General features: G+C 65.9%; 15 protein-coding genes, 2 tRNA genes and 1 other RNA gene. 11 read left to right on the plus strand and 7 right to left on the minus strand.

Annotated features, from left to right (window positions below):
* Positions 1 to 180 precede the first annotated feature (180 nt).
* The gene (locus tag ACQKJZ_RS04970; protein WP_427730200.1) at positions 181 to 1,239 is read left to right on the plus strand and encodes a methyl-accepting chemotaxis protein; all 1,059 of its coding nucleotides are present in this window, start codon (positions 181 to 183) and stop codon (positions 1,237 to 1,239) included.
* A 4-nt stretch (positions 1,240 to 1,243) separates the two neighbouring features.
* Here the strand turns inward: ACQKJZ_RS04970 and ACQKJZ_RS04975 are convergent, their stop codons facing one another.
* Entirely contained in the window at positions 1,244 to 2,143 is a 900-nt protein-coding gene (locus tag ACQKJZ_RS04975; RefSeq protein ID WP_427730201.1) for an acyl-CoA thioesterase, read from the minus strand.
* Between the two features lie 114 nt (positions 2,144 to 2,257).
* Between ACQKJZ_RS04975 and ACQKJZ_RS04980 the strand changes: the two genes are divergently transcribed.
* From ACQKJZ_RS04980 to ACQKJZ_RS04995, 4 genes are all read left to right on the plus strand, one after another.
* A complete protein-coding gene (locus tag ACQKJZ_RS04980; RefSeq protein WP_427730202.1) occupies positions 2,258 to 2,434 on the plus strand; it encodes a hypothetical protein in 177 nt (58 codons plus the stop codon).
* A gap of 220 nt (positions 2,435 to 2,654) precedes the next feature.
* Positions 2,655 to 3,812 (plus strand): AI-2E family transporter, encoded by a 1,158-nt coding sequence (locus ACQKJZ_RS04985; protein ID WP_427730211.1) that lies wholly within the window; start codon positions 2,655 to 2,657, stop codon positions 3,810 to 3,812.
* 57 nt (positions 3,813 to 3,869) lie between these two features.
* Positions 3,870 to 3,946, plus strand: a tRNA-Asp gene (locus ACQKJZ_RS04990).
* Positions 3,947 to 4,028: 82 nt separating this feature from the next.
* Positions 4,029 to 4,105: transfer RNA gene (locus ACQKJZ_RS04995), tRNA-Asp, on the plus strand.
* Between the two features lie 331 nt (positions 4,106 to 4,436).
* Here ACQKJZ_RS04995 and ACQKJZ_RS05000 read toward each other — a convergent pair.
* The 5 genes from ACQKJZ_RS05000 to ACQKJZ_RS05020 all read right to left on the minus strand — a co-directional run bounded on the left by ACQKJZ_RS05000 (position 4,437) and on the right by ACQKJZ_RS05020 (position 5,910).
* Entirely contained in the window at positions 4,437 to 4,640 is a 204-nt protein-coding gene (locus tag ACQKJZ_RS05000) for a DUF2842 domain-containing protein (RefSeq protein ID WP_427730203.1), read from the minus strand.
* Positions 4,637 to 5,170 (minus strand): 5-formyltetrahydrofolate cyclo-ligase, encoded by a 534-nt coding sequence (locus ACQKJZ_RS05005; protein ID WP_427730204.1) that lies wholly within the window; start codon positions 5,168 to 5,170, stop codon positions 4,637 to 4,639. The genes ACQKJZ_RS05000 and ACQKJZ_RS05005 overlap by 4 nt, the downstream gene beginning before the upstream one ends.
* A gap of 26 nt (positions 5,171 to 5,196) precedes the next feature.
* Positions 5,197 to 5,350: non-coding RNA, 6S RNA (gene ssrS / locus ACQKJZ_RS05010), on the minus strand.
* 48 nt (positions 5,351 to 5,398) lie between these two features.
* Positions 5,399 to 5,713, minus strand: a complete 315-nt coding sequence (locus ACQKJZ_RS05015; RefSeq protein ID WP_427730205.1) for a cell division protein ZapA — start codon at positions 5,711 to 5,713, stop codon at positions 5,399 to 5,401.
* A complete protein-coding gene (locus ACQKJZ_RS05020) occupies positions 5,713 to 5,910 on the minus strand; it encodes a hypothetical protein (protein ID WP_312487490.1) in 198 nt (65 codons plus the stop codon). The genes ACQKJZ_RS05015 and ACQKJZ_RS05020 overlap by 1 nt, the downstream gene beginning before the upstream one ends.
* Before the next feature lie 191 nt (positions 5,911 to 6,101).
* Here ACQKJZ_RS05020 and gap point away from each other — a divergent pair, with 191 nt between their 5' ends.
* From gap to ACQKJZ_RS05035, 3 genes are read left to right on the plus strand one after another with little or no spacing between them, the layout of a single operon-like run.
* Positions 6,102 to 7,112: a type I glyceraldehyde-3-phosphate dehydrogenase gene (gap, locus tag ACQKJZ_RS05025; protein ID WP_312487489.1), complete on the plus strand. Its 1,011-nt coding sequence runs from the start codon at positions 6,102 to 6,104 to the stop codon at positions 7,110 to 7,112.
* 17 nt (positions 7,113 to 7,129) lie between these two features.
* A complete protein-coding gene (locus tag ACQKJZ_RS05030; RefSeq protein ID WP_427730206.1) occupies positions 7,130 to 7,588 on the plus strand; it encodes an MOSC domain-containing protein in 459 nt (152 codons plus the stop codon).
* Entirely contained in the window at positions 7,585 to 8,784 is a 1,200-nt protein-coding gene (locus ACQKJZ_RS05035; RefSeq protein WP_427730207.1) for a phosphoglycerate kinase, read from the plus strand. The genes ACQKJZ_RS05030 and ACQKJZ_RS05035 overlap by 4 nt, the downstream gene beginning before the upstream one ends.
* 34 nt (positions 8,785 to 8,818) lie before the next feature.
* Here ACQKJZ_RS05035 and ACQKJZ_RS05040 read toward each other — a convergent pair whose 3' ends face one another.
* Complete coding sequence (locus ACQKJZ_RS05040) at positions 8,819 to 9,319, minus strand: TlpA family protein disulfide reductase (RefSeq protein ID WP_427730208.1); 501 nt, start codon at positions 9,317 to 9,319, stop codon at positions 8,819 to 8,821.
* A gap of 135 nt (positions 9,320 to 9,454) precedes the next feature.
* Between ACQKJZ_RS05040 and ACQKJZ_RS05045 the strand changes: the two genes are divergently transcribed.
* From ACQKJZ_RS05045 to ACQKJZ_RS05055, 3 genes are all read left to right on the plus strand, one after another.
* Positions 9,455 to 9,685 carry a ribbon-helix-helix protein, CopG family gene (locus tag ACQKJZ_RS05045; protein ID WP_427730209.1) on the plus strand — a complete coding sequence of 77 codons (231 nt, stop codon included), beginning with the start codon at positions 9,455 to 9,457 and terminating at the stop codon, positions 9,683 to 9,685.
* A complete protein-coding gene (locus ACQKJZ_RS05050) occupies positions 9,682 to 10,008 on the plus strand; it encodes a type II toxin-antitoxin system PemK/MazF family toxin (protein ID WP_312487482.1) in 327 nt (108 codons plus the stop codon). The genes ACQKJZ_RS05045 and ACQKJZ_RS05050 overlap by 4 nt, the downstream gene beginning before the upstream one ends.
* Before the next feature lie 38 nt (positions 10,009 to 10,046).
* Positions 10,047 to 10,612 (plus strand): class I fructose-bisphosphate aldolase (locus ACQKJZ_RS05055; protein ID WP_427730210.1); only part of this gene is annotated, 566 nt, incomplete at its 3' end.

Raw genomic sequence — 10,612 nt, forward strand, 5'->3', positions numbered from 1 at the left:
TTAGAAGAAAAAGTATGCCCGGTCACCGGGATATTTGCGGTCATCGCCTCGGGTGGATGCTCGGCAAAGGATTGCGCCGTCGATCGGGTATGGGGCCTTGGCATCATCCGGCATCGAACAATCGACCATTTTCGTCGGATCGTTAGCATTTGGTTAGACCATTTTGGCCACAATAAGCCTATGATAGCCGCCCTGCACGACACCCTGCACGACCAAATCTGGCAGAGGAACGATCCCCTGTTCCAGTCGATCAACCAGGCACATCTGGTGGCGGTGTTCGATCGAGAGAAGCGCGTGCTGTGGGCGAACGAGAATTTCTCCCGGGCGTTCGGCTACCGCGTCGAACAGGTGATCGGGCAGTCCCACCGCCTGCTCTGCCCGTCCAATATCATGGCGGCGCCGGATTATGAGCGCTTCTGGCGGTCCCTGGGGCAGGGGCAGTTCCACAGCGGCACCTATCGCCGCATCGGCCGCAACGGTCGCTCGGTATGGCTGGAGGCCAGCTATACCCCGATCCTCGACGCCAACGGCAATGTCGATATGATCCTGAAGGTCGGCAGCGACGTGACCGAGCGTCTTCGCGCGGACGGCGAAGCGCATGGCAAGCTGGCGGCGATCGACAAGTCACAGGCGGTGGTCGAATTCGACCTGAAGGGGCATGTCCTGGCCGCCAACGACCTGTTCCTGTCGGTAATGGGGTACAGCCGGGGGGAGGCGATCGGCGGTCATCATCGCCGCTTCTGCGACGCCGACTATGTGCGGACCGCCGAATATGCCAAGCTCTGGGCCGATCTGGCGGAAGGCAAGTTCATCGCGGGGCGTTTCGAACGGCGTCGCTCCGATGGCACGCCGGTTTGGCTGCAGGCGACCTACACCCCGATCCTGAACGCCGACGGCGTCCCCTACAAGGTGGTGAAGTTCGCCAGCGACCTGACCGACCGGGTGTTGCTGGAGGCGCAGGCCGCCGAACAGTTGCGTCAGGCGGAACAGTTCCGCCGGATGGCGGAGGAGCGCCAAACCAATTTGGAGGTCATGCTGCGCGACATGGAGGGGATCGTCGACAGCATCACCACGATCGCGGAACAGACCAACATGCTGGCGCTGAACGCCGGGATCGAGGCGGCGCGCGCGGGCCCCGCCGGACGCGGATTCGGCATCGTCGCGGCCGAGGTCAAGAAACTCGCTGAGGACACCCGCAACGCGACGCAGGCGGCACGGCGCATGCTGCGGCGCGGATAGGCCGTCAGCCGCGGGGTTCGCGCAGACGGATCAGCCCCTCCTGCGCCACGCTCGCCACCAGTCGGCCGTCGGCGGTGAAGATCCGCCCCCGATTGAACCCGCGCGCATGGCCGGCCCAGGGACTATCGGTCACGTAAAGCAGCCATTCGTCGGCGCGGAACGGCTCGTGCAGCCACAGCGCATGGTCCAGGCTCGCCGTCTGCATGTCATGGGTCAGCCAGCTGACCCCGTGGGGCAGGGTGGAGGTGCCCAGCAGAAGGAAATCGCTGGCATAGGCCAGGATCGCGCGGTGCAGCGTGGGGTCGTCGCCGATGGGTGCGACCAGCCGGAACCAGATCGCCTGATTGGGTTCGCCCGGCGCGGGCGCCATCACCTGGCGGGGATGGATCGGCCGCAGCTCGATCGGGCGGACGCTGCTCAAAAAGGCGCGGATGGCCGCCGGAATCTGGTCACCCAGCGTGACGAGCAACTCGCGCTCGCTGGGCAAGCCGTCGGGGCGCGGCACGTCGGGCATCGCATCCTGATGGTGCATGCCGTCCTCGGGCGTCTGGAACGAGCAGGCCATGTTGAGGATCGGCTTGCCCTTCTGCATCGCGATCACCCGCCGCGTCGCGAAGCTGCGCCCCTCGAAATCCCGCTCGACCCGGTAGATGATGGGGAAGCGCTCGTCGCCCGGCCGCATGAAATAGGCGTGGAGCGAATGGGCGGCGCGTGGCGCCTCGGTCGAACGCTGGGCGGCCTGGAGCGCCTGGGCGATCACCTGTCCACCAAAGACCCGGCCCTGGCCGCCGGGGCGGCGGGCGCCGCGAAACAGATCGGTGTCGATCTCCTCGACATCGAGCAGGTCGACCAGACCCTGGACCAGCCGATCGGGGGACGGCACGGAAGGCGAAGCGTTATCCATCCCGGCGTGATGGGTGCAGTTTACGTCAACGTCAAGCCCGCCGCCGGAATCGGAAACGGCTATCGCCGGATTTGTCGGAGCGCTACACTGACGACGATCAATCGGGAGTTGGCGATGGACGTTCTGAACGAAGACGGCGCATCGGAGCGCGCGGAGTTGCATTTCCTGGCTGCGCTGACGGACGAATTGATGCGGCATCTGATGGATGCGGGGGTGCTGAACCGCCAACAGCTCCAGTCGATCGAGAATGCGGTGGCCGAGCGGACCGGGGGCATCCCCCGCGCCTGGTAGGGCCGATCTCGGCCGCGCCCGACGCGCGGCGCGCGCAGGGTCGCGGGGCGCTGGCAAACCACTTGGCGTCGCACCGGTTCGGCAACATGACATATTCGTCATGAAACACGCATGTTAGCGGCTTCCCAGTCAGGGGAAAGCCGCTAACGTGACGATCATGAACGACGTGCAGGACGACATGGCCGGCAGGACCGGTGTGACGGGCGACTCCATCCTGGGGATGCCGGTCGGAATGGGGCAACGCGATGCGGTACGGATCGCGATGCGTCGTGATCGGCTGCTCGCCGGGTTGACGCTGACCGCCGGCGCGGGCTTCGTCCTGGCCTTGCCCTTCGCGCTTCGGGCGGGGGCCGAATTCTTCCTGCCGCTGACGACCGCGCTCGTCATCGCCATCGCGCTGGTGCCGATCCTCGAATGGCTGGAACGGCGGCGCGTGCCTTCGCCATTGGCGGCGTTGATGTGCGTGCTGCTGTTCCTGATCGTCGCCAACATCGCGCTGGCGGCGATCATCGTGCCGGCGACGGACTTCTTCCGCCTGCTCCCCAGCCGGATCGGGCGCATCCAGGACAATCTGGCGCCGCTGCTCGACCTGTATTCCAACCTCGAACGCTATGTGAACAAGGCGCTGCGCCAGGTGGCCAGCACCCCCGTCCGCCAGCCGCAGACGGCCGCCGTATCGCCGCCCAGCTCGATCCTGGAACTGGCCGCGACATCGGCGCCGGGATTGATCGTCCAGTTCCTGTTCGGGGTCCTGGTGGTCTTCTTCGTGCTGTCAGGCTGGACGCGGATGCGCAAGGACACGATCCGCGGCCGCACCAGCTTCGACGGGGCCATGGCGACCGCGCGGGTGATCCAGGAGGTCGTGGACGACGTCTCTGCCTATCTGGGCACCATCACCATCATCAACCTGGCGCTGGGCGGCGCGGTCGCGGGCGCCCTGTCGCTGTTCGGCATGCCCTATCCCTTGATGTGGGGCGGTATCGTCGCCCTGTTGAACTATATCCCCTATTTCGGGCCGGTCATCGGTGCGCTGCTCCTCGCGGTCGGCGGGCTGATGACGTTCAACGACATCTGGGTCGCGCTGGCGCCGCCCGCGATCATGTACGGCATGCACTTGGTCGAGGCGAATTTGATCACCCCGCTGATCGTCGGGCACCGCCTGACCATCAGCCCGGTCCTCATCCTGATCTCGCTGAGCTTCTGGGGATGGGTGTGGGGAACGGTCGGCGCGCTGCTGGCCGTGCCGCTGCTGATCATCCTCCAGACCGTCCTGAAGGCCGCTGGAAAGCCCGACATCGCGGGCTTCCTGTTCGAGCATGGAACGCTCACCCATCTCGAACGCGACAGCGACCCGGATGACGTTCCGCAAGAAAGTTGAAAAGATGCGTTGACAGGCCCGGAACCCTCGCCTAGTTGGCGCGCCTCGACGCTTTCAGCGGGTGTAGCTCAGTTGGTTAGAGCGCCGGCCTGTCACGCCGGAGGTCGCGGGTTCGAGCCCCGTCACTCGCGCCATTTCCTCACGGGAATGGCTGAAAATATCGAAATCCCCTCTCGGGGCCGATGCCGACATGGGTTGGCGTCACATGGCTTTCAAGCGGGTGTAGCTCAGTTGGTTAGAGCGCCGGCCTGTCACGCCGGAGGTCGCGGGTTCGAGCCCCGTCACTCGCGCCATCCTTCGGGATGGCGTTTTCGTCTTCAGCTGGGATATTGTCGGTTTGGAAGCGCGACAGCATGGCTGCGTCGACGGTCTCAAAAAACCGACCTCAAAAATTCCCGACATCCGTTCAGCCTGAGCGCAGTCGAAGGCCACGCTACAACGCGTCGTAAAGGCTCGCTGAGGGCCGCAATCGCTTCTTGGCGGGGGTCGGACGTGCACTTCGACTTCGCTCAGTGCGAACGGTGCGGAGGATGTGTGGAAGCGTCGATTTGGGCTGGGGCGGGATAGTCTCACCAAACCCCGTTCAGCCTGAGCGCAGTCGAAGGCCATGCGGACACGCCCGCCTCAGCGCCGCCCGCCCTCCATCCAGCGCAGCAACGGCTTCATCGGCGTGATCCAGACGATCCCGGCGACGACATAGAAAACCAGCTGCAACACCCAATGCCACCCCCCGACCACGCCCGACAGGCTGGCGACGAGCGCGGCCCAGGCGATGATGATCGCGACGATCAGCAGCATTCCGGCGGGTTTGCGCCAACTGGGGGTCATGGGACGATCCATTCCGATTCGGTGGCGATGGCGTGCAGCGGCATGTCCCAGCTGTCCGGCACCATCGCCTCGACCTCCTGCACGCTCCAGGCGATGCCGACGCGCCAGGCATCGGGGTTGGCGGCGAAGGCGCGGTCGTAATGCCCCGCGCCCTGTCCCAGCCGATTACCGCGCCGGTCGAAGCCCACCAGCGGCGTCAGGATGATGTCGGGGCGACATTCCGGGGCGTCGGGCGAGGGCTGGTGCAGTCCGAAGGCGCCGACAGTCAAATCCTCCCCGCGCGCCCATGTCAGAAAGCGCAAGGGGCTGGCGCGGTCGGTGACATGGGGCAGGGCGATCGTCGCGCCCGCATGCAGCACCGCCTCGACCCACAGGGCCGGATCAGCCTCGGCCCCCATGGGACGATAGGCCGCGACGGTCTGATGTGGGAACAGGCGGTCCAGAAAGGGTCGCGGTACCGGGATCATGCCGGGACCATGCGCGTCGCGCACCGCCCGCATCCGGGCACGAAGGGCGCGTTTGTCGATCATGACGCCAGATCGGGTAAGGGGCGGGTGGCGGGACCGCCATGGCCGTGTGCCGTAATATCCACTGACGCCCAATACGTCAGGTGGGGACCATGTGCGTCGGGCCAGGGCCCGGGCAGGGACAGCCCCCTTGGATGAAGAATAGCCTCAGGGATTATCGTGGCTCGTACCGGGCAGTGCCCGCCATGGGCCAATGTAGGCGAGCGTGACGCCTGACTCAAGGGTTCGATCCTATCCGAGTGGGTCACGATTTTCGGGTCCCAGCGCATCGGCCAGCGCCTCCAGCCGCTCGGCGATACGCGCCAGCGCCGCCTCGCTGACCGCAGCGCCCGCCGGGGGACGGCGTTCCGCCTCCTCCAATGCATCGGCCAGCATCAGCGAGACGAACAGCAGCGCACGCTCGCCATTATGTCCGCCCGAGGCCCGCAGCGCAGCGGCCCAGCGCTGATCGAGCATCTGGCCCAGCATCCGCACACGCGCCTCGCCGCCATCCTGGCAATAGACGGTATGCGGGCGATCGCCGACCATGATCGTGACCTCGGCCATCAGGCGGCACTCCCCCGCGCGATGACATCGTCCAGCGCGCTGACCGCTTCGGCCATGCGCGCCTTCAATGCGGCGTGACGGCGGGCCAGCGCCTCTTCCTTGGCGGCACGGGTACGGATCGTCTGTTCGATGCGCGCGATCGCGCGGTCGATACGCTCGACGGAGGACAGGACATCGTCGGCAATGGGTTCGGACATGGCACCGGCTTAACAGGATGGCTTGCGGGGGCAACCCGCAATTGGACGATGCGGCGCAGGCTGGCGGTTGACAGCGAACCCGCCGGCTCCGAAAGGCGTGGCGCGAATGATGGAATCACCGAAATGGTGTCCATTTAACCCGGGGGCGGTGTCGTCCAGGCACGGCCCGTATGAGACAGGAGCTTGCTGGCATGACGGTCAAGGTTGCAATCAACGGTTTCGGCCGCATCGGTCGTCTGGTGGCGCGCGCAATCCTCGAGCGTGGCGAGGGCGCCCTCGAACTGGTCGCGATCAACGATCTCGCCGACGCCAAGTCGAACGCCTGGCTGTTCAGCCGCGACAGCATCCATGGCCGCTATCCGGGCGACGTCGCCGCCGAGGGCAATGACATCGTGATCGACGGCAAGCGCATCCGCGTCACCGCCGAGCGTGATCCCGCGAACCTGCCGCACAAGGAACTGGGCGTCGACCTGGTCCTGGAGTGCACCGGTTTCTTCACCGACAAGGCATCGTGCGAAAAGCACATCGCGGCGGGCGCGAAGAAGGTGCTGATCTCGGCGCCGGGCAAGAATGTCGACCTGACCGTCGTCTACGGCGTCAACCATGACAAGCTGACCGCCGACCACACCATTGTCTCGAACGCCTCGTGCACCACCAACTGCCTGGCGCCGGTCGCCAAGGTGCTGAACGACGCGATCGGCATCGAGCGCGGCCTGATGACCACGGTCCACGCCTATACCAACGACCAGAAGATCCTCGACCAGATCCACCCCGATCTGCGCCGCGCTCGCGCTGCCGCCATGTCGATGATCCCGACCACCACCGGCGCTGCCCGCGCGGTGGGCGAGGTTCTGCCCGAACTGAAGGGCAAGCTGGACGGCTCGGCCATCCGCGTGCCGACCCCGGACGTCAGCCTGGTCGACCTGACCTTCACGCCCGCGCGCGACACGACCAAGGAAGAGGTCAACGCGATCCTGAAGGCGGCGTCGGAGAGCGAGGCGCTGAAGGGCGTGCTGGTCTATACCGACGAGCCGCTGGTCTCGATCGACCTGATGCACTCGCCGCAGTCCTCGACCGTCGACAGCCTGGAGACGGCGGTGATCGACGGCAAGCTGGTGCGCGTCGTGTCTTGGTACGACAATGAATGGGGCTTCTCGAACCGCATGGTCGACACCGCGACCGCGATGGCGAAGTTCCTCTGATGACGAACGGGCGGGCGATGACCGGGCGTCTGGCCGGCATCGCCCGCCATGCCGTGCCGAAGGGGCCGATGGCGGTGATCGACACCGCCATCGTCACCCTGGAGGGCGGTATCGAAGGCGATTGTCGCGGGCGCGTGAAGCCCGGTGGCCGCGGACGACGTCAGGTGACGCTGATCGAGCGGGCCGACTGGAACGCCGCGCTGGCCGCAATCGATCGCGACATCCCCTGGCAGGAGCGCCGCGCGAACCTGCTGGTCGAGGATTTTGACCTTCCCCAAATTCCAGGCACCCGGCTGCGTATCGGGTCTGTCCTTCTGCAAATCACCATGGAATGCGATCCGTGCCACCGCATGGACGCGATCGCCGACGGATTGCGCGCGGCCCTGACCCCCGACTGGCGCGGCGGCGTTTGCACGCGCGTGATCGAGGGCGGCACGATCCGCATCGGCGATAACATCAGGATCGAGGAATCATGACCAAGTCCTTCAAGACGCTCGACGATATGGGCGATGTCCAGGGCAAGCGCGTGCTGGTCCGCGAGGATCTGAACGTGCCGATGGCCGATGGCCGCGTCACCGACGACACCCGCCTGCGCGCGACCATCACGACCGTGACCGAACTGGCTGACAAGGGCGCGATCGTCCTGATCCTGGCCCATTTCGGCCGCCCGAAGGGGCAGCGGAACCCGGACTATTCGCTGGCGATGCTGACCCAGCCGTACAGCGACGTGCTGGGCCGTCCGGTTCGCTTCATCGACGACGTGGCGGGCGAGGCGGCGGAGGCCGCCGTCGCGACGCTGAACCCCGGCGATATCGCGATCCTGGAAAATACCCGCTTCCATGCCGGCGAGGAAAAGAACGATCCCGAACTGGCGGCGGCGATCGCCAAGCTCGGCGACTTCTACGTCAACGATGCCTTCTCGGCCGCGCATCGCGCCCATGTCTCGACCGAGGGGCTGGCGCGCCAGCTTCCGGCGTTCGCGGGCCGCGCGATGGAGGCCGAACTCGACGCGCTGGAAAAGGCGCTGGGCAAGCCTGAGCATCCGGTCGCGGCCGTGGTCGGCGGGGCCAAGGTCTCGACCAAGCTCGCGGTCCTCAAGCATCTGGTCGGCAAGGTCGATCACCTCATCATCGGCGGCGGCATGGCTAACACCTTCCTCGCCGCGCGCGGGGTCGATGTGGGCAAGTCGCTGTGCGAGCATGACCTGACCGGCACCGCCGAGGAGATCCTCGACGCTGCCGACAAGGCGGGCTGCACCGTTCATCTGCCTTATGATGTGGTGGTGGCCCGCGAGTTCAAGCCAAACCCCGAGACGCGCACCGTCAACGTCCACGAAGTCGCCGCCGACGAGATGATCCTGGACCTCGGCCCCAATGCGGTCGAGGCGCTGGGCGATGTGCTCAAGAACTGCCGCACGCTGGTCTGGAACGGCCCGCTCGGCGCGTTCGAGACGCCGCCCTTCGACATGGCGACCGTCGCGCTGGCCAAGACGGCGGCAGCGCTGACCCAGGACGGCAGCCTTGTTTCGGTCGCGGGCGGTGGCGATACCGTCGCCGCGCTCAACCAGGCGGGGGTGGGGACGCAGTTCACCTTCGTCTCGACGGCGGGCGGCGCGTTCCTGGAATGGATGGAAGGCCAGGACCTGCCCGGCGTCGCGGCGCTGATGGCGTAACCTCAGTCCTCCCCTGCAAAGGGGGAATGACAGATTAGGACCCCGTCGCCTCGGGCGGCGGGGTTTCCTTTAGCAGCGGCACGAGCAACCGGTTGAGATCGTCGATATCGAACGCCGCCGCATCGGCGTAACGGACGCGTCCGGCGCGATCGATGATATAGTTGGTCGGCACCGCGCCCAGCGTCGCATAAGGCCCCTTGATCCGTCGCGCCGACGGAACGGCCATCGCGGCGAATAGCGGTTTCAACCGGTAAAGGGGCAGCGAATCCTCGGTCGCCACCGCGAACACCTTCAGGCCGTGTTTTCCCTGAACGCGGTAATAATGATCGAGCAGGGGAAGCTCCGTGCGGCACGGTCCGCACCACGTCGCCCAGAAATTCAGCACGACCACCTGCCCGCGCAGATCGGCCAGCCGGACATGCGTTCCGTCGATCAGCGTCAGATCGAAATCGGGCGCCATCTCGCCGACCTTCGGCGAACGTCCCTCTGCCGCCGGTGCGCCCAGTGCGGTTGCCGCCGTCGTCACGGCCGCCATCCATGTCAGCCATCTTATACCGCACCCCCCTTAATGCCCCAAAGCAGGATCATCCTAGTAGCCGGGATCGTCAAGATCGCTTGATCCGACTTGTCGGACTTGCTAGGTTAAACGCGTTAAACGAAGGAAGTGACAATGCTCGGCGTCCGCCTCGATACCGAACTGGAAGAGCGGCTGGCGGCCGTCGCACGCACGCAGGGGCGCAGCAAGAGCGACATCGCGCGCGAAGCGGTTCGCCGCTATGTCGATCTTCACGACGAAGCCTATCGCCGCGAGGCGCGACGCCAGTCGACGCGCGCGTCCAGGCGCGACACGCCCGAGGATTTCGCCTTCTGGAATAAGCTGGCGCAGGAGGCCGGCGCGTGACGATCTCGCACGCCGCGATCGTTCTGGCGACGATGGGTGAGGGGGGCGATCACCGCCCCTTCCTGGTCGTCCAGTCGGACCTGTACAACGAGACGCACAACACCATCACCGTCTGTCCGATGACCTCGGTCGTCGGCGGCGAGGCGCTGTTCCGCGTCGCCTTTTCCCCGCGCGAGCATACCGGCCTGACCGTCGAGTGCGAAGTGCAGGTCGACAAGATCCTGTCCATCCCGCGCAATCATATCGTCAAAGTCATCGGCCATGCTTCGCCCACCCGGATGGAGCAGGTCGATCAGGCGCTGCGCCGCTGGCTGATGCTCTGACCCCCGTTTTTGCCCGATAATTTCTTTGGAGAGTTCGCATGACCCCGATCGTGAAGGCCATTCTCGACAAATATGAAGGCACGCCCGCCGCGGTGAAGGCCAATCTGGCCCGCATCCTGATGCAGGGCAAGCTGGGCGGCACCGGCAAGCTGATCATCCTGCCGGTCGACCAGGGTTTCGAACATGGCCCGGCGCGCAGCTTCGCGGTGAACCCGGCCGCTTATGACCCGCATTATCATTTCCAGCTGGCGATCGACGCCGGCCTGTCGGCCTATGCCGCGCCGCTGGGCATGCTGGAGGCGGGAGCCGACACCTTCGCGGGCCAGATCCCGACGATCCTGAAGATCAACAGCTCGAACAGCTGGGGCACCTCGATCACCCAGGCCGTGACGGGCAGCGTGCAGGACGCGGTGCGGCTGGGCTGCTCGGCGATCGGCTTTACCATCTATCCGGGCTCGGACGGCATTTTCGACGCGATGGACCAGATCGCGATCCTGTCGGCCGAAGCGCGCGACGCCGGCCTCGCCACCGTCATCTGGAGTTATCCGCGCGGCGGCAAGCTGAGCAAGGACGGCGAACTGGCGCTCGACGTCGGCGCCTATGC

Source organism: Sphingomonas sp. NPDC019816, assembly GCF_050274375.1.
GTDB lineage: Bacteria > Pseudomonadota > Alphaproteobacteria > Sphingomonadales > Sphingomonadaceae > Sphingomonas.